This window comes from Curtobacterium sp. MCPF17_018 (genome assembly GCF_003234135.1).
Classification (GTDB): Bacteria; Actinomycetota; Actinomycetes; order Actinomycetales; family Microbacteriaceae; genus Curtobacterium; species Curtobacterium flaccumfaciens.
The window spans coordinates 224712-245439 of sequence record NZ_QKSJ01000002.1 but is presented as its reverse complement, the minus strand read 5'-3'; the positions used below and the strand labels follow the sequence as shown (position 1 = coordinate 245439).

Sequence of the window (20728 nt, the reverse complement as noted above, 5' to 3'; positions counted from 1 at the left end):
ATGCGGCTCCTCGACGACGTCGTCCCCGCGCTCGGGCGGGCGTTCTTCGGCAGCGTGGCCGGCGGTGCGCGCGAGCTCGACGATGCGCACCGTGCCATCCGGCAGGCCGTTCCCACCAGTCGGCGCATCGCGTTCGCCTCGCTCCGCGGCGGCACCGGCTGCTCCGTGACCGCGGCAGCCGTGGCGACCGTGCTCGCCCGTCGTCGCTCCGGTCGGGTGCTCGGCGTGGACGGTGCCGCCGGGCTGCGCTCGTTCGCCACCCACGCCGGCGCCGACCGGACGGACCCGACGCCGCGGTCCGAGCGCCGTGCCGCCGCCCGGACGTCCTGGGATGCGACCGACGGTCTGGCGGTGACCCCGTCGGGACTGCACGTGCTCCGGATCGGCGACCCGCGCCTCCCGAGCCGACAGGCCGCACCCGCCGAGTGGACCGACGCCGTCGAACCGATCGCGCGGTTCTTCGACGTCGTCGTCGGGGACTGGGGGTCCCGGAGCCCGTTCGTCGACCTCGGCGCCGTGGCTGCCGATGCCCACGTCGTCGCCCTCGTCACCGGCCCCGACCGCCCCGCCATCGAGGAGGGCGTCGCGCACGCCGACGCCGTCCGGCGGCACGCGCCGGACACGCGCGTCCTGGTCGTCCCGGTCGACGCCACGGGGGCTGGCCTCCGGGCCGCGCGCACCGCCGTCCGGTGGCCCGGGCACGCCGTCCACCCGATCCCGGGCGACCCGAGCGTCACCGGGGGCGGCGAACGCCCCACGGCCTCCCGGATCGCGCTCATCCACCTGACGGCAGCCCTGGTCGACGCCGCGGTCGACCGTCGCACCAGCCGCACGACCCCGGAGGTCACCCGGTGAACCGCGTCGTGCACCGGCCCGCCCGGGTCTCCACCCCGCTCGTCCGTCCCGAGGCCGAGCAGCTCGCCCCGCCACCGCAGCTCCCGGAGGGGCCGAGTGGCGGCCTCCCGCTGCAGTCGCTGCTGCCGGTCGTCGGTGCGATCTCATCGGTGGTGATGATGGTCGTGCTCCGCGGCAACAACCCGGTGCTCATGGTCGTCGCCGCCCTGGTCTTCGTGGTCGCCCTCGTCGGCGGCCTCAGCATGGCGTTCACCCAGCGGGGCAACGCCGTCCGGAACCGGCGGACGCAGCGCGAGCGGTACCTCGACTACCTCGAGGAACTCCGTGGCGACCTGCGGACGCGCACGACCGCCGTCCGCGAACGGGCCGAGCACGTCGACCCCTCGCCCGACACCCTCCCCCGTCTCGTCGGCGACCCGGCACGCCTCTGGGAACGGCGGCGCACCCACGGCGACTTCCTGCGGGTCCGCATCGGATCAGGTGACGTGGGGTGGCTCGACCTCGCCGTGCCGCCGGACCAGAACCCGGTGCAACCGCTCGACCCGCTCATGCTCGCCGAGCTCGAGCAGGTCGCCGAACACTACGGCACCGTGCACGCCATGCCCATCGCGGTCCGACTCGACGGCGCCGGGGACGTCTCGGTCGTCGGTGACCGCGACGCCGTGCTCGAGGTCGCGCGGGCACTCGTCGTGCAGCTCGCAGCGCTGCACGCCCCGGACGACCTGCACCTCGCCGCGGCGTTCCCGGCGGCGCACGCCGACGACTGGGACTGGTTCGACCTGCTCCCGCACGCACGGATGGACCGCACCTTCGACGGGCCGTTGCGTGCGCGCCGGGTCGCCGAGGACGTCCCGGCGCTCGCCCGCACGCTCGCCGGCGAGTTGGGCGAACGCGCCCGGACCGCCGCGATGTACCGGCGGTCCGGTGACTCGGCCAAGCGCAGCGACCTGCCGCGCCTGGTCGTGTTCGCGGACGAGCACGGCGTCGTCGCCGTTCCGCTCGCGCTCCCCGAGGGCGAGACCCGGCCGGAGGACCTCCGGATCACGGTCGTGCACCTCGTCGCCGACCGGCTGCACGAACCGTCGGACGTCCGGGTGCGGGTGACTGCGAAGTCCGACGCCCCGGGTGCCGGCCGTGGCGCGGGTGCCGGATCCGGTGCACGCACGACGCTCCTCGAGATCGTCGACGCCCGCGACGTCGAGGAGGGTGAGCCCGCACCGGTCCAGCTCGCCGTCTGCGACCCCGTCGCCCCGCCCCTCGTCACCGCCGTCGCACGAGCCCTCGCGCCCCTCCGCCTGTCCGCCGACACCGAGCAGCGTGCCGAGTCGTCGGCCGCCATCGGCGTCTCGGACCTGCTCGGGGTCGACGACGTCGCCACGATCGACCCGGACCGCACCTGGCGGCCCCGAGCCCCGCGGGACTTCCTGCGCGTGCCGATCGGTGTCGACGACTTCGGCGCCCCGCTGCTGCTCGACCTCAAGGAGTCGGCGCAGCTCGGCATGGGCCCGCACGGCATCTGCATCGGTGCGACCGGGTCCGGCAAGAGCGAGATGCTCCGCACCCTCGTGCTCGGCCTCGCGGTGTCGCACCCGCCGGAGGACCTCGCGATGATCCTCGTCGACTACAAGGGCGGTGCCGCGTTCGCCCCGTTCGCCCGCCTCCCGCACGTCGCGGGTCTCATCGACAACCTCGCCGACGACCCGCAGCTCACCCGGCGTGCTCGCGCGTCGATCGCCGGCGAGGTCCGACGGCGTCAGGAGATGCTGCGCGACGCCGGATCGGCGCCCTCCATCACGCACTACCGGGAGCTCCGGACCCAGCGACCGGACCTGCCGCCGATGCCGCACCTCGTGCTCGTCATCGACGAGTTCGGCGAGCTGCTCACCGCGGAACCCGAGTTCGTCGACCTGCTCCTCATGATCGGGCGCATCGGGCGATCGATCGGCGTGCACCTGCTGCTGTCGAGCCAGCGCATCGAAGCCGGCAAGCTCCGCGGCCTCGACACGTACCTGTCCTACCGGCTCGGCCTGCGCACGTTCTCCGAAGCCGAGAGCCAGGTCGTGCTCGACACGGGCGACGCGTTCCACCTGCCCGCGGTGCCCGGCTACGGCTACCTCAAGGTCGACACGAGCGTGTACACCCGGTTCCGATCCGGCTACGTGTCCGGCCCGGTCGAGGACGCCGCTCCCGTGTCGGCCGTCACCACGTCGTCCGCGGACGCCGCTCCCGAGCCTTTCGAGCTGCCCGTCTACAACACGCTGGCCGCCGAGGACGACGAACCCGGTGAGGTCACGCTCGAGGCACCCGACGTCGGGCGGAGCGTCGTCGACGAGGCCGTCGAACGCCTCGACCGCGGCGACCGCGACACCACGCCGGTGTGGTTGCCGCCGCTGCCGACGCGTCTGGCACTCGGCGCCGTCCTCGATCCGAACACCGTCTCCGACCCGACCGGGGTCACGGTGCCGATCGGCCTGCTCGACGACCCCGCGCGGCAGCGACAGCGACCGTGGATGCTCGACCTCACGCGGGGCGGCGGACACGTCGCTGTCATCGGAGCACCCGGCTCCGGCCGGACCACGTTCCTCCGCACGCTGGCCGCATCGATCGCGCTGACCACCACGCCCCGGCAGGTCAGCGTCTACGGGATGGACCTCGCCGGCGGCGGCCTCGGTCGCATCGAGGGCTTCCCGCACGTCGGCGGTGTCGCCACGCGTGCCGACCGGAACCGCCTGCTCCGGTTGGTCGAGGAGCTGCAGGCGATGATCCGTCTGCGCGAACGGGTGTTCCGCGACCACGGCATCGACTCACTCGCGATGCTCCGCACCCGGCACGCCGCCGGCCGTGTCCCCGAACTGGGATCGGCGGACGTGGTGCTCCTCGTCGACGGGTTCGGCGTGATGCGCACCGAGTTCGAGGAGCTCGAGGACGCCTTCGCCGACCTGCTCCAACGCGGCGGCAGCTTCGGTATCCACGTCGTCCTCGGGCTCACCCGGTGGAACGAACTCCGGCTCGCGAGCCAGCCACTGATCGGGCAGCGGTTCGAACTGCGCCTCAACGACCCGGCAGACTCCACGATCGCCCGCGCCGCCGCGGCGACCCTGAAGTCCGGCGAGCCCGGTCGTGTCCTCACCGACGGCGAGTTGTTCGGCCAGGTGGCCCTGCCGGTGCTCGACGACGTGGAGGACGGTGTGGTCGGCGACGAGCTCGGCGCCCTCGCCCAGCGGGTCGCCGACAGCTGGGGTGGTCCGGCTGCCGCGCCGATCCGCCTGCTCCCGGAGTCGTTCGACCCGGCCGAGCTCCCGGACCCGCTCGACACCCCGACGACGGTGCCGTTCGCGCTCCGCCAGGACACGATGGACTTCGTGGCCTTCGACCCCGCCGTCGACCAGCACCTGCTGGTGTTCGGCGACACGGCCAGCGGCAAGACCGCGCTCCTTCGGGGCCTGGCGACCGGGTTCATGGACCGTTCGACGCCGGACGAACTCGTCCTCGCCTTCATGGACGTCCGCGGCAGCGCTGCGGCCGGGACGCCGGACGACTTCCTCGGCGGGCACGCGGCGAACGGCCGGGACGCCCGGGGGCTCGCCGCGGCCATCGCCGCGGAGCTCGAGCAGCGCGCAGCCGGCACGTCCACCGGACCACGGCCCCGCATCGTGGTGCTCGTCGACGACTACGACATCGTCGCTTCGGCCGGCACCGACCCGCTCGCGCCCCTCATGCCGTACCTGCCGTCGGCGCGTGACCTCGGGCTCCACGTCGTGCTCACGCGGCCCGTCGCCGGCGCCGCACGCGCGATGTACGACACCGTGATCCAGTCGATCCGCGACTCGGGTGCGACCGGGCTCGTGCTGAGCGGCGAACGGTCGGAGGGGCAGGTGTTCCCGAAGGTCTACGCGGAGCAGTTCCCGCCCGGCCGCGGGCGTCTCGTCCGACGCGGGACGCCCCCGCGCATCGTGCAGGTCGCCCACTTCCCCACGGCGACGACCGTCGCCCCGGCGCAGGCCGACCCCGCCGGTCAGACGACCGTGCTCGACCCGAAGGGAGCCGTCGATGCCCCGTGAGGTGACCATCCTGTCCGCTGCGGCTCCGTCGTCGCTCGCGCTGGTCGAGGCCGGAGCGCAGATCGCGCCGGATCTGCGGGTGCGAACGCTCGACCGCGTGGTCACCGAGATCGTCGACGACCGCGGGCGGGCCGTCCTGAGCGTCCAGATGCCCGAGCGTGTCGAGAACGCCGCCGAGATCGCACGACTCGCCCCGTGGGCGACGCTCGCCGCGCCCGTCTGGTGGACCGAGGCCTGGGTCCCGTGGGGGCCGACGGGTGAGGTCGGTGTGGCGATCGTCCGGGCCTTCGCAGCGTCGATCGACGCCCAGCTCCTCGTGGAGGACGGCGCGTGAGCATCACACCCCCGACCTCGGCTCCGCTGCCGCCCATGCCCGGCTCGCGGCGGGCAGCCGCGCAGCGCGCCCGGACCGTGCTCGTCGCCGGGGTCGCCGGCGGCACCGGGACGACGACGGTCGCGGCACTCCTCGCCGATGCGGTCGGTGGACGTCTCGGCGTGGTGGCCCAGGCGACGGACCACTCCGGTGGCGAGCTCGCCGCACGACTCCCCACCCTGCAACCGGCCACCTCACGCGTGACGGTGCACGACATGGGGGCGCACGTCGGCCCTGCCGCCGTGCTCGCGGCGACGCCGGAGAACTCCCTCGTCGTGGTCGGGCGGGCCACCGCCGACGGCGCGGCGGACGTCCGGGCAGCGCTCGCGTCCATCGCCGATGCTCCGGACCCGACCCTCATCGGGCGATCGGTCGTGGTGCTCGTGGACCGCGGCGCGGCGCACGATCCGGTGGACACCCGTCGGCTGAGCGACACAGGGGTCTCGGCGGTCCTCGTGCTGCGCGCCGACCGCGCTCTCGGCCGTCCCGGTCGGGTCCAGCTGGGAGCGATCAGCGACACCACGATCACGACGGTGTCCGGTCTGCTCACGGCCCTGGGCTGGTAGCCGCGACCGGTGGACGAACGGGAGGCCCGTCACCAGCTGGTGACGGGCCTCCCGTTCGTCGGTGCTGACGTCGTCAGGCGCGCGCGGACCGGATCCGCTCGGCGAACGCGGCGTGCAGCGGGTGCTCCGCAGCGAGACCGGTGATCTGCGTGGCCACGTCCGCGTCGGACGCGTCCGACGCCAGCAGAGCCTGCAGTTCGACGCTCTGCTCGTCGTCCGCGACGTCGAAGCGGAGCGCCGCACCCATCGCGTCCAGCAGCGCCGTCGGCTCCGTGCCGTCCTCGGCCAGCGCGGCGGCTGGCGAGACGAACCGCTCGTCGCGCGACAGCTTGCGGAGCGGCTGGCGGCCGACGCGGGTCACCGTGTCGGGCAGGTGCGGGTTCTCGAACCGGCCGATGATCGCCTGCACGTACGCGCGGTGCACCTCGGGGTCGAGCTCGTGCCGGCGGATGAGCAGGTCGCTCGTCTCGGCGAGCACGGACTCGAGCTCGGAGCGCACGGCGGGGATCGCGATGGCGTCCGAGATCTTGTCGGCCCCGGCGACGAAGCCGTGGTAGGCGACGGTGGCGTGGCCGGTGTTCACCGTGAAGAGCTTGCGCTCGATCGACGCCGCGAGGCCGTCGACGTAGTGCGCGCCGGGGATCTCCGGCTCGTTGCCACCGAACGGCGTGCGGTCGATGGCCCACTCGTAGTAGGTCTCCACGGTCACGTCGAGTCCGCCGCCCTCGGGTTGCGCGGGCACGATGCGGTCGACGGCGGTGTTCGCGAAGACGGCCTTGGCCAGGGCGGCGTCGCGGCCGTCCTCGGGCAGGGCGGCGACGATGAACTCGCGCAGCCGGTCCGTGGCGTTCAGGGCGTTCTCGCACGCCATGACGGCGATCGGTGCGGCGTCCGCGTCACGGGCGACGAGCGCGCGGGCGATGACCGGGGCGATGAACTTCAGGACGTTCGGGCCGACGGCGCACGTGACGACCGCTGCGGTCGCGATCTCGGCGACCACGCCGTCCTCGTCCTGCGCGCTGTTCAGTGCGCGGAAGTTCGTGACCTCGTGGTCCTGGGCGCCGGCCCCGACCTCGTGCACGGTGTACGAGTCGGCTGCGGCCAGGGCGTCGATGAGCGGGGCGGCGACGTCGGCGAAGACGACCTCGTACCCGGCCTCGTGGAGCAGGAGCCCGACGAAGCCGCGGCCGATGTTGCCGGCGCCGAAGTGGACGGCGGTGCCGGCGCTCACTCGTTGACCTCGCCGAGGATCGACAGGATCGCCGCGGTGTCGGCCGCGTCCGTGAGCTTCTGGACCTCGTCCTCGTCGGAGAACACGATCGCGATCTTCGACAGGATGTCGAGGTGCTCGTTGTTCACGCCGGCGATGCCGACGACGAAGCGCACGGGGTTGCCGTCCCAGTCGATCGGGCTGGCGTAGCGGATGAACGACAGGGCGGACGACTTGATGGCGTCCTTCGCGTCGTTGGTGCCGTGCGGGATGGCGAGGAAGTTGCCCATGTAGGTGGACACGCTCTTCTCGCGCTCGAGCATCGCCGGGTAGTAGTCGGCCGTGACCGCGCCCGCAGCCTCGAGGATCTCGGCCGCCTCCTTCATCGCTTCCGACTTGGTCGGCGCGGTGTCCTCGGTGTGGATGCGGATCTGGCTCTCCTGCAGGACGGGCATCGGGGGTTCTCCTTGTGTTGAGGACGAGATGGAGGGGACGGGTCAGCCCCGTCCCCTCCGATACTGCACTTCGTTACTGGTTGTGGCGTTACTGGTTCTTCAGCTGCTCGACGACCTGGTCGTACTGCGGCGCGTTCATGAAGTTGCCGACCGACACGTGCTGCGCGTTCGGGTTCTTCTGCTTCGCGCGGTCCGTCAGCTCCTCCTGCGTGATGATCAGGTCCTCGTCACCGGACAGGTTCGCGATCGCCTTGTTGGAGACCGTGACCCCTTCGATGCCCGCCTTCTTGATCTTGTTGCGCAGGACGCTGGCGCCCATGGCGCTCGAGCCCATGCCGGCGTCGCAGGCGAAGACCAGGTTCTGGACCTTCGTCGCCGTCGCCGTGCTCGCCGAGCCGACGCCGCCGAGGGAGGCCTCGGCCTCTTCCTCGTTGGCCGGGGAGTTGTTGCCGAGCAGGCCGGCGGTCGCCGAGTTCACGTCGCGGCCCTTGTTGGCCTGGAGCTTCGCCATGGCGGCGCTCATGTCACCGCCGCCGTTCGCCAGGTCGCGCTTGCGGCTGGCGAGGAGGAAGAAGGACGAGACCGCGAACGACACCGCGGCGGAGAGGATGACCGACAGGATCACGCCGAGGAAGCTGTTGCGCTCCGTGGCGCCGAGCACCGCGAAGATCGATCCGGGCGACGCCGGGGCGACGAGGCCGGACTGGAACGCGACGTTCGTGGCGACACCCGTGGCACCACCGAGGATGACGGCGATGAACAGGATCGGCTTCTGCAGCACGTACGGGAAGTAGATCTCGTGGATGCCACCGAAGAACTGGATGATGATCGCGCCGGGAGCGGTCGAGCGGGCGATGCCGACACCGAAGAAGGTGAAGGCCAGCAGCAGACCGAGGCCGGGGCCGGGGTTCGCCTCGAGCAGGAACAGGATCGACTTGCCGGACTCGGCGACCTGCGCCGCGCCGAGCTGGTCGAGCACACCGTGGTTGATGGCGTTGTTCAGGAAGAAGACCTTCGCCGGCTCGATGATGACGCTGGCGAGCGGCAGGAGCGAGTGCTGCACGAGGAAGTCCACCGCGGAGCCGAGGCCCTCGGCGATGAGCTTGAACAGCGGCGCGAGCCAGAAGAACCCGATCATCGCGAGGACGAAGCCCAGGATGCCGGCCGCGTAGTTGTTCACGAGCATCTCGAAGCCGGGCTTGATCTTGCCGTCCCAGATCCGGTCGATCTGCTTGATCAGGTAGGCACCGAGCGGGCCACAGATCATCGCGCCGAGGATCATCGTGGTGCCGGAGGCCCCGATGATGACACCCATGGTCATGATCGACCCGACGACGGCACCGCGGGTGTCGTAGATCATCCGGCCGCCCTGGATGGCGATCGCGAGCGGGATCAGGTAGGTCAGGATCGGGCCGACGAGGCCGGGGTTGGCGACACCGGCCGTCTCACCGAACCCGCCGAGGACGCCGACGGGCGTCCACCCGGTCTCGATGAAGAAGGCCGTGATGATGCCCCACGCGATGAAGATCGCGATGTTGGGCATGACCATGCCGGAGAGGAACGTGCCGAACTTCTGAACGGCGACGCGTGCGCCGCCCCGCGACTTCGCGGGTGCGTCGGGCGCTGCAACGGACGACGTTGTCATGTGCGGTGACTTTCTGTGTGGTGGAGCTGCTGCGTGGTGATGGGAGGGGTGGTGCTGGGGTGGCGGCTCAGGCGGCGTGCGTCGCGGCCGCGGCAGCGGACTTCGCGGCCGCCGCCGTGCTCGCGGCGAGTGCCGCCGTCGCCATCTCGCGGGCCTGTTCGAGCGTGTAGCGACCGAGTTCGGCGCGCACGTCGGCCAGGGCCGCGGGGGTCATGGAGAGGGTGGTGGCGCCGAGACCGACCAGGACGACGGCGAGCAGCGGGTCGGCTGCTGCCTCACCGCAGATCCCGACGGCCTTGCCGGCGGTCGCCCCCGCGGTGCCGAGCTGCGCGACGAGGCGCAGGACGGCGGGGTGCCACGGGTCCTGGTAGGACGCGACGGTGCCGAGCATGCGGTCGGCAGCCATCGTGTACTGGGTCAGGTCGTTCGTGCCGATCGACACGAAGTCGGCGTTCTGGAACACCTGCTCGGCCATCAGCGCGAGCGACGGCACCTCGGCCATGACACCGGCGGTGCGGATGCCGAGTTCGCGGGCCAGGGTGACGAAGTACTCGGTCTCCTCGGCGTCGGCGACCATCGGGGCCATGACCCACAGGTCGGCCTCGGTCGCGGCGTCGGCCTGCGCGAGCGCGGTGAGCTGGTCGCGCAGGACCTCGGGGTGGTTCCGCAGGGCACGCAGGCCGCGGCGTCCGAGGGCCGGGTTCTCCTCGTCCTTGTCGGTGAGGAACGGCAGGGGCTTGTCGGCGCCGGCGTCGAGCGCGCGCACGACCACCTTCTTGCCGGGGAACGCCGCGAGGAGCTGGCGGTACGACTCGGTCTGCTCGTCGACCGTGGGGGCCTTCGGCGAGTCGAGGAAGAGGAACTCGGTGCGGAAGAGCCCCACGCCCTCCGCACCGAGAGCAACGGCGCCGGCGGCGTCGGCGGGGCTGCCGAGGTTCGCGAGCAGGGGCACGACGTGGCCGTCGGCGAGGGCACCGGCGGTGAGCGGCGCCGCTGCGGCGGCGAGACGCTCGGCGATGCGGCGCTCGACGTCCGCGACCAGTGCGGCGTCGGGGTCGGTCACGACCGTGCCTGCGATGGCGTCCACGACGACGGACTGGCCGTCGGCCAGGTCATCGGCACCGGTCACACCGACGATGGCGGTGATGCCCTTGGCACGGGCGAGGATCGCGGTGTGCGAGGTCGGGCCGCCGTCACGGGTGACGAGCGCCAGGACCTTCTCGAGGTCGAGCAGCGCGGTGTCCGCCGGGGCGAGGTCACGGGCGACGAGGACGAAGGGGGTGTCCGACTCGGGGACACCGGGGGCGTGCACGCCGCGGAGCTTGGCGATGATGCGCTGCGCGACGTCGTCGAGGTCGGCCGCGCGCTCCCCCATGTAGCCGCCCATCCCGACGAGCAGGTCGCGGAACTGGGCGAACGCCTCGTACACGGCGCGCTCGGCGTTGGTGCCGCCGTCGATGCGGGTGTGCACGTCGTCGAGGAGCGTCGGGTCCTGCGCCATGAGCGCCTGGGCCTCGAGCACGGCCTGGGCGTCGCCACCGGCGAGCTGTCCGCGCTTGTTGAGGTCGTCCGCCACGGCGGCCAGTGCGTCGTGCACCGCCTGCTTCGCGTCGTCGGCCGAACCCACCAGGGCGTCCTTCGACGGTTCGCCGAGCGGGTCGGCCATCCGGAGCACGGGGCCGTGGGCAACGCCACGGCCGACGCCGGTGCCGAGCAGTTCGGACATTCGAGACTCCTTCATCTCACACGCGCTTGCGGTGGGGTGGATCGTTCGGTGCACACGACACGGGAACAGACCACGCCCGTGCGGCTGAGCAGCACACTACCCCGCATCGCGTTGACAAACAAACACATCCGGGGATAAAAATGCAGAAACAGATGCCCGTTTGCGTCTGGCGGATCGAACGCAGGGGACGACATCGCGGATGCCGTGCCCGAGCGTGTCCGTTCCGTTCCGACCCGAGACGACGAGGTCCGATGTACGCACCAGAACGCCACCAGCGCATCGTCGAGCAGGCGCGCGCGCAGGGCCGGGTGGACGTCAAGGACCTGGCCGAGTTGCTCGCCGTCACGCCCGAGACCATCCGCCGCGACCTGACGAGCCTCGAGCGCCGCGGCCTCGTCCGTCGCGCGCACGGCGGCGCGATCCCCGTCGAGCGGATCACCCTGCACCCCGGTGTCGGCGACCGCGGCGGCATCAACCAGACCGAGAAGATGGTCATCGCCGAGGCCGCCCTGGCGGAACTGCCCGAGAACGGCTCGATCATGATCGACGCCGGCACCTCGACCATCTGCCTGGCCGAGCTGCTGCCGACCGACCGCGGGCTGACCGTGGTCACGCACTCGCTCCCCGTCGCCACCGCCGTCGCGAACCGCCCGGGCATCGACCTGCACCTGCTCGGCGGCAACATCCGCAGCGACTCCCTGGCCGGCGTCGGCACCTGGACGCACCAGCTCATCGGCATGGTCAGCGTCGACGTCGCCTTCATCAGCATCAACGGCATCACACCGGAGCGCGGCCTGACGACCCACAACATGGCCGAGGCCGCCGTGAAGAGCGCGATGATCAAGTCCGCACGACGGAGCATCCTGCTCGCCGACCACACCAAGTTCGGCCGCGAGGAGTTCGGTCGCGTCGCCCCGCTCGCCGCGATCGACACGATCATCACCGACCCCGCCGTCAACCTCGACCTGGTCCGCGAGGTCGAGGCCGCCGGTACCGAGGTCTTCTGGCCCGGCCGACCCTGACCGCGCCCCGTTCCCGCCCACCCAGCGCTCGCTAGCATGAGCCAACCACCCATCGACAGGAGTACATCGATGTCCGAAGCCACCCGCACCGTGACCGTCGCCAGCGCATCCGGCCTGCACGCTCGCCCCGCATCCCTCTTCGTCCAGACCGTGACGGCGTCGGGGCACCAGGTCACGATCGCCAAGGGCGACAAGTCCGGGAACGCCGGCAGCATCCTCGCCCTGCTCGGGCTCGGCATCGAGAACGGCGACGAGGTCACCCTCACCGTGTCGGGCGACGACGCCGAGACCACGGCGGACAGCCTGGTCGAGTTCCTGAAGACGGACCACGACGCGGCCTGATCGCGCAGGTCGCGTCCTGCACGCGACGACAGAGCGGACGGGAGGCACGGTGCCAGCTGGCACCGTGCCTCCCCTGCGTCCGTGGGGGCGTCCAGGGCTGTCGGCGCCCGCCGATAAGGTGTTCTGCATGACACGCCTGCGCCTCGCATCCGTCAACGTGAACGGCGTCCGCGCCGCCTTCCGCAAGGGCATGGGCGACTGGCTCGCCACCCGTGACGTCGACGTGCTGGCCATGCAGGAGGTGCGCGCGTCGAGCGACGACCTGGCGGCGCTGCTCGGCGACGAGTGGGACATCGTGCACGACCCGGCGACCGCGAAGGGCCGGGCCGGCGTCGCGATCGCATCTCGACACTCCGCTCAGATCCACCGCGTCGCCCTGGGCGCCGACGACTTCGACTCCGCCGGCCGCTGGCTCGAGGCCGACTACGAGATCGGCGGGACGACCGTCACGGTGGTCTCCACGTACGTGCACTCGGGCGAGGTCGACACCCCCAAGCAGGACGAGAAGTGGAAGTTCCTCGACGCGATGACCGAGCGGCTGCCGAAGCTCCGCGAGCACAACCCGCTCGCGGTCGTCGTCGGTGACCTCAACGTCGGGCACGACGAGCGCGACATCAAGAACTGGAAGGGCAACGTCAAGCGAGCCGGCTTCCTGCCGCGCGAGCGCGCCTACTTCTCGCGGTTCTTCGGCGCCGACGGCGAACCGGTCGAGGGTGCCGACGGCTCCACGGGCCCCGGGCTCGGTTGGGTCGACGTGGGCCGCGCCCAGGCCGGCGACGTCGACGGCCCGTACACGTGGTGGTCGTGGCGCGGTCAGGCGTTCGACAACGACACCGGCTGGCGCATCGACTACCAGATGGCGACGCCCGACCTGGCCGCCAAGGTCACGGAGTACACGGTCGACCGCGCCGCGGCGTACGACCAGCGATGGTCCGACCACGCCCCCGTGGTCGTCGACTACGAACTCTGACCCCTCTTCTCTCGCTTCACCTGACGCACCGGAGCACCACCATGACCAAGACCCGCATCTTCTCGGGCATCCAGCCGTCCGCCGGATCGCTGCACCTCGGCAACTACGTCGGGGCGCTCATGCAGTGGAGGACCCTGCTCGACGACCACGACGCGATCTACTGCGTCGTCGACATGCACGCGATCACCTCACCCCAGGACCCGGCCGAGCTCCGCGCGAACACCCGGGCCACCGCTGCGCAGTACATCGCGTCGGGCATCGACCCGTCCAGGGCGACGCTGTTCGTGCAGTCGCACGTGCCCGCGCACGCCGAGCTCGCCTGGGTGCTGAACACGCTGACGGGCTTCGGCGAGGCGAGCCGGATGACCCAGTTCAAGGACAAGTCGGCACGCCAGGGCGCCGAGGCCGCGTCGGTCGGGCTCTTCACCTACCCGATCCTGATGGCCGCCGACATCCTGCTCTACGACACCAGGGTCGTGCCGGTGGGCGACGACCAGCGACAGCACGTCGAGCTGACGCGCGACCTGGCCGGACGCTTCAACTCGCGGTTCGGTGACACGTTCGTCACGCCCGAGGCACGGATCCTGACCGAGACCGCGCGCATCTACGACCTGCAGGACCCGACCAGCAAGATGAGCAAGTCCGCAGCGTCGGACAACGGCCTCATCCGACTGCTCGACGACCCGAAGCGCACCGCGAAGAAGATCAAGTCGGCGGTCACCGACGCCGAGCGCGAGATCCGGGCCGACCGCCAGGCCAAGCCCGGTGTGACGAACCTGCTGTCGATCCTGTCGGCGTTCACCGGCACCTCGATCGCCGCGCTCGAGGAATCGTTCGTCGGCAAGGGCTACGGCGACCTGAAGGGCGAGGTCGCCGACGCCGTCGTGGCCGAGCTCGAACCGGTCCGCGCCCGGACGCTCGAACTGCTCGACGACCCGGCGGAGCTCGACCGGCTGCTCGCCGTCGGCGCCGACCGCGCCGAGTCGATCGCGCAGGAGACCCTGGCCCGCGTCTACGACCGCATCGGGTTCGTCCCGCGGTCACGCGGCTGACCGTGCAGCCCGTCACGCTCGAGTCGGCGCGGGTCCGGCTCGACCTGCCCACCCGTGCCGACACCGCGGCGATCACCGAGGCCTGCCAGGACCCGGAGATCGTCCGGTGGACGACGGTGCCGACGCCGTACCGCGAGCAGGATGCCCGGACCTTCGTCGACGCCCTGGTCGGACCGGGGTGGGCCTCGGACCGCGAGTACACGTGGGCGATCCGACCGGCCGGCTCGACGTGGCTCGCGGGCATCATCAGCTACCGCACCGCCGGTCGTGACCTCGGGTTCTGGCTCGCACCGTCCGCGCGCGGTGCCGGACTCATGCACGACGCCGTCCGGCTCGTCGTCGACCGGGCGTTCGAGCAGGGCGCGCCGGACGTCTACTGGGAGTGCTACCAGGGCAACACGGCCTCGGCGGCGGTCGCCCGTGCGGCCGGGTTCTCGTACACCGGCCTCGGCGCAGCCCGGGTGCCGGACCGGGACGGCGGCCCGACCACGGCGTGGACCGCACTGCGACGCGCAGACGGCACTCCCGCCTCAGAGCTCCCCTGGCCCAGCGCCTGAGCGCGCTCACAACCGTGGTGACGTGTCACCCAACCACCGCCGGTAGGCTCGGCCCGTGAGCGACACGGCACGACCCAACGAGGTCCGGGCGATGCGCCGCGGGCTCGAACTCGCGGCCCTCGGGCCCGTCGTCGGCGACCACGCCCGCGTCGGCGCCGTGATCCTCTCCCCCACCGGCGAGGTCCTCGCCGAGGGGTGGCACAAGGGCGCCGGCACCCCGCACGCCGAGGTCGACGCGATGGCCAAGGTCGACCCGGCACTGCTGCGCGGCGCGACCGCGGTCGTGACCCTCGAACCCTGCAACCACGTCGGTCGGACCGGGCCGTGCGCCGTGGCACTGCTCGACGCCGGGATCGCCCGGGTCGTGTACGCGATCGACGACCCCGGAGCCGACGTGCACGGCGGCGCCGACCGACTCCATGCCGCCGGGGTCCAGGTCGTCTCCGGGGTCCTGGCCGACCAGGCCGAGGCGTTCCTCGAACGGTGGCTGCTCTCGGTCCGATTCGGCCGACCGTGGGTCACCGTGAAGTGGGCGTCCAGCCTCGACGGGCGCGCTGCCGCTGCCGACGGCACGAGCAAGTGGATCACCGGCGCCGCCGCCCGGCAGCACGTCCACGAACAGCGCGCCGCCCATGACGCGATCCTCGTCGGCACCGGCACCGTCCTGGCCGACGACCCGAGCCTGACCGCGCGCGGGGACGCCGGCGAACTGCTCGCCGACCAGCCGCTCGCCGTGGTGCTCGGTGACCGCCCGGTGCCGGCCGACGCCGCGGTCCGTCGGCACCCGCGCGGGCTCGTCACCCTGCCCGGACACGACCTGGCCGCCTCACTCGGTGCCCTGCGCGGGCACGGCGTGCACTCGGTGTTCGTCGAGGGTGGTCCCACGGTCGCCTCGGCGCTCATCGCCGCCGGACTCGTCGACGAGTACCTGGTGTACCTCGCCCCGGTGCTGCTCGGCGGACCCCGGGTCGCCCTCGACGACCTGGGGGTGGGAAGCATCTCAGATCGTCGGCGGTTGGACGTACTATCGACCACCAGCCTCGGCCCCGACCTGCTGGTCCGAGCCCGACCGCACCGTCCGCAGCACCAGCACCAGCAGCAGCACGACGCGACACCCGGGCTCGGGAACGACGGGCCCACGAACGACCGGAGCACCCCATGACCGATGCGCTGACCTCCCCCACGCCGGGGAGCCCGGTCAAGTTCGAGGTGTCCACGAACGTGCCGACCACCCACGGCACCTTCCAGATGCGCGCCTACCGCGACCTCGTGACGAGCGCCGAGCACGTCGCGATCATCGGCACCCTGCCGGACGGCTCGATGCCCACCGACGGGGCACTCGTCCGGGTGCACTCCGAGTGCCTGACCGGTGAGGCCTTCGGGTCGCTGAAGTGCGAGTGCGGCCCCCAGCTCGACGCCGCGCTCGACACGATCGCAGCCGAGGGCGGCGTGGTCGTCTACCTGCGCGGGCAAGAGGGCCGCGGCATCGGCCTCATCAACAAGCTCAAGGCCTACCGCCTGCAAGAGGACGGTCTCGACACCCTCGACGCCAACCTCGCGCTCGGCCTGCCCGCCGACTCCCGCGCCTACGGCGGCGCCGCGGGCATCCTCGCCGACCTCGGCATCACCCGCGTCCGGCTGCTGTCGAACAACCCGGAGAAGCGCCGCCAGCTCGAGGAGCACGGCATCACCGTCGACTCCCTCGTGCCGCTGGTCGTCGGCGTCTCGGCGCAGAACGCCGGGTACCTCGACACCAAGCGCGACCGGATGGGCCACCAGCTGCCCGAGCACCTCGAAGCGGGAGCCGGCGCGGGCGCCTGAGCGCGCGCAGGCGACGGAGCTGCAGCCAGCCGACTCTGGGCTGATTCGCAGGCAGACGACATCTGTCGTATGATCGGGCTTCCGTCACAAGCGGTCCCCCCTCAGCCGAACGCACCCGATCGGTGCCCGCGCCACCCCGCGCGAACCGATCGGTGTCCGCCGTTTCGGATCCTCGTGCTCCCCGTCGGGAGCACGCAGCACGGAAGACCCCGCCCTGTCATGACCGCCGCCCCGGCACCCGCAACCCCCACCTCCGCTCCGGCGCCCGCCGGCAACCCGCGCTCCCGCGTCGTCATCGCGAGCCTCGTCGGCACGTCGATCGAGTTCTACGACTTCTACGTCTACGCGACCGCCGCGGTGCTCGTCTTCCCGACGCTGTTCTTCCCGAACGAGGACCCGACGGCCTCGCAGCTGTCGTCCTTCGTCACGTTCGCCCTGGCGTTCTTCGCCCGGCCGGTCGGGTCGATCATCTTCGGGCACTTCGGCGACCGGATCGGCCGCAAGACCACCCTCGTCGCGTCGCTGCTCGTGATGGGCACCGCCACGTTCCTGATCGGCTGCCTGCCGACGTTCGACACCATCGGGGTCTGGGCCCCGATCCTGCTCGCCGTGATGCGCTTCGCCCAGGGCGTCGGGCTCGGCGGCGAGTGGTCCGGCGCGGCCCTGCTCGCGACCGAGAACGCGCCGAAGGGCAAGCGCGGCGTGTTCGGCTCGATGCCGCAGCTCGGTGCCCCGATCGGCTTCCTGCTCGCCAACGGCCTGTTCATCGCGATCAACGCGGCGATGCCCGCCGGCGCCGACGGCACCCCGAACGCCGACTTCCAGGCATGGGGCTGGCGCATCCCGTTCCTGCTGTCCGCCGTGCTCGTCATCATCGGCCTCTACGTGCGCTTCAAGCTCGTCGAGTCGCCGGTGTTCCGCGGTGTGCAGGAGTCCGGCACGGTCGCGAAGGTCCCGCTCGGCCGGGTGTTCCGCACCTCGTGGCGGGCCGTCATCGTCGGCACCTTCGGCATGGTCGCCACGTACGTGCTCTTCTACTTCATGACGACGTTCACCCTGTCGTACGGCACGACCGGCGCCGAGGCGAGCGCACTCGTCCCGAAGGTCGGCCTCGGGTACACCCGTGGCGAGTTCCTGACGCTGCTCATGATCGGCGTCGTCTTCTTCGGCATCTTCACCCCGATCGCGGGGCTGCTCGCCGACAGGTTCGGCCGCCGGAAGACCCTCATCCCGACCACGATCGGCATCGCGCTGTTCGGCCTGACGTTCCAGTTCTGGTTCGCGGCGTCGAGTGGGCCGATCACCGTGGTGACGTTCCTCATCGTCGGGCTCTCGCTGATGGGGCTGACCTTCGGTCCGATGGGTGCGCTGCTGCCCGAGCTGTTCCCGACGAACGTCCGGTACACCGGCTCGGCCATCGCGTACAACGTCGCGTCGATCCTCGGTGCGTCACTCGCCCCGACCATCGCGTTGGCGCTCTGGAAGCCGGACGGCAACATCTTCCTGGTCGGCCTGTACCTGACGATCGCCGCGGTCGTGACGCTGGTCGCGCTGCTCTTCGTGCGCGAGACGAAGTCGAAGGACATCGCCGACGCCTGATCGGCGACCCCTGACGGACGGGCGCACCCCGCTCAGCAGCGACGCGAAGCGTTGCGCGGGGTGCGCCGACCGAGCCTGCGAGGTATGGGTGCCAGCTGGCACCGGGCCTCCCGTCCGTCCGTCGTGTGTGCCCCGGAACACGCCGTCGTGTGTGCCCCGCAACACGCCGTCGTGTCAGCAAGACGCCGCATGCCCGCCGAGACGCCGCCGAATCCGGCGGCGTCTCGCGCACGTGGCGGCGTCGAACGAAGACGCCGGCGTCTGCGCACCCGATGCACCGCGGCCTCCCGGGCACGAGACGCCGTCAACGCAGGTTGACGAAGGCCGGTGCGTCAATGTAGGTTGACAGGCATGGACCGACCGACCATCACGAGCCTCGCGGCCGGAGCATCGGGGGACGACCCGTTCTCCGCCCTCGCCAACGTGCGGGAACTGCGCCGTGAGCTCGACCGGACCGAAGAGCTCGCCGCGCGACGTGCCCGCACCGCCGGCGCCTCGTGGCAGGAGATCGCGACGCTGCTCGGTGTCAGCCGACAGGCAGTGCACAAGAAGTACGGCAGAAACTAGGAACACGATGAGCTTCCCCTTCGCACGCCCGAAGACCTCCGACGGCCCCCGCGCCACGTTCGGCCGCCTGCTGTCCTACCTGTTCGAGAACAAGCCCGCGATGGTCGTGATCATCGTGCTGAGCGTCCTCGGTGCGGGGGCATCGCTCGCGCAGCCACTCCTGGTCAATCAGGTCATCACCGCGGTGCAGCAGGGCAACACCCTCAGCACGCTCGTGTGGCTGCTGGTCGGGCTCGTCATCGTCGCGGGAGTGCTGAACGGCGTGCAGCACTTCCTGCTGCAGCGCGCGGGCGAGGGCGTCGTGCTCTCCACCCGCCGCAAGCTCATCGCCCGCATCCTCAACCTGCCGATCTCGGAGTTCGACACCCGCCGAACCGGCGACCTGGTGTCCCGCGTCGGCAGCGACACCACGCTCCTCCGGGCCGTCCTGACCCAGGGACTGATCGAGTCGATCGGCGGCGCGCTCACGTTCATCGGCGCCATCGTCGCGATGGCGATCATCGATCCACTGCTGCTCGGCATCGTGATCGTCATCGTCCTGATCGCCATCGTCGTCGTCGGCGGACTGAGCCGTCGCATCCGGGTCGCCTCGAAGCGTGCGCAGGAGAAGGTCGGCGACCTCACTGCCGCCGTCGAACGCGGGATCGGCGCGGTCCGGACCATCCGAGCGGCCGGCGCCACCGAGCGCGAGGTGCGCGAGGTCGACGGCCACGCGACCGAGGCCTACAAGCGGGGCCTCGACATCGCGAAGATGTCCGCCTTCGTCGTCCCCGTCGCCAGCATCGTCATGCAGGTCGCGTTCATCGCCGTCCTGGGCGTCGGCGGGGCACAGGTCGCAGCCGGCACCATCACCATCGCGACGCTCATCACGTTCATCCTGCTGCTCTTCATGATGATCATGCCGCTCGGCCAGGCGATGGGCGCGGCCGTCGCCGTCGCCCAGGCGCTCGGCGCGCTCGGCCGGATCGAGGAGATCCTGCACCTGCCGACCGAGTCCCAGGACGACGAGTCGGCCCGGCCGGCCGCAGCCGTCGCCACCGACGACGCCATCGCGTTCGAGCACGTGTCGTTCCGGTACCGCGCCCAGGCGGACGCATCGGGTGCCGACGGCGCGGTCGCGTCCGACCCCGCGGACCGCCCAGGAGGCCCGGATCACGTCGACGACGAGCGCCCGGCCGACGACGTGGTGCTCCACGACGTGTCGTTCCGGGTGCCCCGCGGCTCACGCGTCGCACTCGTGGGCCCGTCCGGCGCCGGCAAGTCGACGACCCTGGCGCTGATCGAGCGGTTCTACGACCCCTCCGACGGCGTCATCCGCCTGGGTGGCATCGACGTGCGCGGCATGGACCGCGACGAGCTCCGTGCCCAGATCGGCTACGTCGAGCAGGACGCGCCCGTGCTCGCCGGCACGATCCGCGCCAACCTGCTGCTCGGGTCGCCGAACGCCACCGAGGACGACTGCGTCCGGGTGCTCGAAGCGGTCAACCTCGGCGAGGTCCTGCACCGCGATCCCCGCGGTCTCGACGCGCAGGTCGGTGAGGACGGCGTCATGCTCTCCGGTGGGGAACGGCAGCGCCTGGCCATCGCCCGCGCGCTGCTCGCCGCTCCCCCGATCCTGCTGCTCGACGAGTCGACGTCGTCACTCGACGGGGTCAACGAGCAGAAGATGCGGCTCGCGATCGACGCCGTCGCCGAGGACCGCACCCTGCTCGTCATCGCCCACCGGTTGTCGACGGTGGTCGACTCCGACGTGATCGTCGTGCTCGAGCACGGCCGCGTCGTCGGCAGCGGCACGCACTCCGAGCTCGTGGAGTCGACGCCGCTCTACCGCGACCTGGCGAAGCACCAGCTGCTCGTGTGAGACCGGGTACGGCCGCGTGCACCGCGGCCGTACCGCCGACTCGGGC

General features: G+C 71.7%; 17 protein-coding genes and 1 pseudogene. 14 read left to right on the top strand and 4 right to left on the bottom strand.

The features are described 5' to 3' along the window. From DEJ27_RS03765 to DEJ27_RS03750, 4 genes are read left to right on the top strand one after another with little or no spacing between them, the layout of a single operon-like run. Positions 1-855, top strand: a complete 855-nt coding sequence (locus DEJ27_RS03765) for a hypothetical protein (RefSeq protein WP_111090355.1) — start codon at positions 1-3, stop codon at positions 853-855. Beyond that, on the top strand, positions 852-4916 hold the full coding sequence (gene eccCa, locus DEJ27_RS03760; RefSeq protein ID WP_111090354.1) for a type VII secretion protein EccCa: 4065 nt from the start codon (positions 852-854) through the stop codon (positions 4914-4916). Before DEJ27_RS03765 ends, eccCa begins: the two co-directional genes overlap by 4 nt. After that, entirely contained in the window at positions 4906-5250 is a 345-nt protein-coding gene (locus tag DEJ27_RS03755; RefSeq protein WP_111090353.1) for a hypothetical protein, read from the top strand. Before eccCa ends, DEJ27_RS03755 begins: the two co-directional genes overlap by 11 nt. Then, a complete protein-coding gene (locus DEJ27_RS03750; protein ID WP_111090352.1) occupies positions 5247-5855 on the top strand; it encodes a hypothetical protein in 609 nt (202 codons plus the stop codon). Before DEJ27_RS03755 ends, DEJ27_RS03750 begins: the two co-directional genes overlap by 4 nt. Before the next feature lie 73 nt (positions 5856-5928). On the opposite strand, the gene DEJ27_RS03745 is transcribed toward DEJ27_RS03750, so the two are convergent. The 4 genes from DEJ27_RS03745 to ptsP form a co-directional block, all read right to left on the bottom strand. Beyond that, positions 5929-7086 carry a mannitol-1-phosphate 5-dehydrogenase gene (locus DEJ27_RS03745; protein WP_111090351.1) on the bottom strand — a complete coding sequence of 386 codons (1158 nt, stop codon included), beginning with the start codon at positions 7084-7086 and terminating at the stop codon, positions 5929-5931. Next, positions 7083-7520 (bottom strand): PTS sugar transporter subunit IIA, encoded by a 438-nt coding sequence (locus DEJ27_RS03740; protein WP_071244331.1) that lies wholly within the window; start codon positions 7518-7520, stop codon positions 7083-7085. Before DEJ27_RS03740 ends, DEJ27_RS03745 begins: the two co-directional genes overlap by 4 nt. An 88-nt stretch (positions 7521-7608) precedes the next feature. Then, the gene (locus tag DEJ27_RS03735) at positions 7609-9165 is read right to left on the bottom strand and encodes a PTS mannitol transporter subunit IICB (RefSeq protein WP_071406396.1); all 1557 of its coding nucleotides are present in this window, start codon (positions 9163-9165) and stop codon (positions 7609-7611) included. Between the two features lie 67 nt (positions 9166-9232). Further along, positions 9233-10891, bottom strand: a complete 1659-nt coding sequence (gene ptsP, locus DEJ27_RS03730) for a phosphoenolpyruvate--protein phosphotransferase (RefSeq protein WP_110861364.1) — start codon at positions 10889-10891, stop codon at positions 9233-9235. Positions 10892-11142: 251 nt separating this feature from the next. Between ptsP and DEJ27_RS03725 the strand changes: the two genes are divergently transcribed. From DEJ27_RS03725 to DEJ27_RS03680, 10 genes and pseudogenes are all read left to right on the top strand, one after another. Next, positions 11143-11913, top strand: coding sequence for a DeoR/GlpR family DNA-binding transcription regulator (locus tag DEJ27_RS03725; protein WP_027466423.1), 771 nt, complete (start codon positions 11143-11145; stop codon positions 11911-11913). A gap of 69 nt (positions 11914-11982) precedes the next feature. Beyond that, positions 11983-12255 (top strand): HPr family phosphocarrier protein, encoded by a 273-nt coding sequence (locus DEJ27_RS03720; protein WP_022905912.1) that lies wholly within the window; start codon positions 11983-11985, stop codon positions 12253-12255. 127 nt (positions 12256-12382) lie between these two features. Further along, positions 12383-13225, top strand: coding sequence for an exodeoxyribonuclease III (locus DEJ27_RS03715; protein ID WP_111090350.1), 843 nt, complete (start codon positions 12383-12385; stop codon positions 13223-13225). A 41-nt stretch (positions 13226-13266) separates the two neighbouring features. Beyond that, complete coding sequence (trpS, locus tag DEJ27_RS03710; protein WP_111090349.1) at positions 13267-14277, top strand: tryptophan--tRNA ligase; 1011 nt, start codon at positions 13267-13269, stop codon at positions 14275-14277. A 2-nt stretch (positions 14278-14279) separates the two neighbouring features. Further along, on the top strand, positions 14280-14834 hold the full coding sequence (locus tag DEJ27_RS03705) for a GNAT family N-acetyltransferase (RefSeq protein WP_181430083.1): 555 nt from the start codon (positions 14280-14282) through the stop codon (positions 14832-14834). A gap of 55 nt (positions 14835-14889) precedes the next feature. Further along, on the top strand, positions 14890-15996 hold the full coding sequence (ribD, locus tag DEJ27_RS03700; RefSeq protein WP_111090347.1) for a bifunctional diaminohydroxyphosphoribosylaminopyrimidine deaminase/5-amino-6-(5-phosphoribosylamino)uracil reductase RibD: 1107 nt from the start codon (positions 14890-14892) through the stop codon (positions 15994-15996). A 29-nt stretch (positions 15997-16025) separates the two neighbouring features. Then, positions 16026-16655, top strand: a pseudogene (gene ribA, locus DEJ27_RS03695) (GTP cyclohydrolase II); the annotation flags it as partial. Between the two features lie 219 nt (positions 16656-16874). Next, positions 16875-18254, top strand: a complete 1380-nt coding sequence (locus DEJ27_RS03690; protein ID WP_111090346.1) for an MFS transporter — start codon at positions 16875-16877, stop codon at positions 18252-18254. A gap of 351 nt (positions 18255-18605) precedes the next feature. Next, entirely contained in the window at positions 18606-18821 is a 216-nt protein-coding gene (locus DEJ27_RS03685; RefSeq protein WP_027466417.1) for a hypothetical protein, read from the top strand. A 7-nt stretch (positions 18822-18828) separates the two neighbouring features. After that, a complete protein-coding gene (locus DEJ27_RS03680) occupies positions 18829-20682 on the top strand; it encodes an ABC transporter ATP-binding protein (protein WP_110861399.1) in 1854 nt (617 codons plus the stop codon). Positions 20683-20728: the final 46 nt, after the last annotated feature.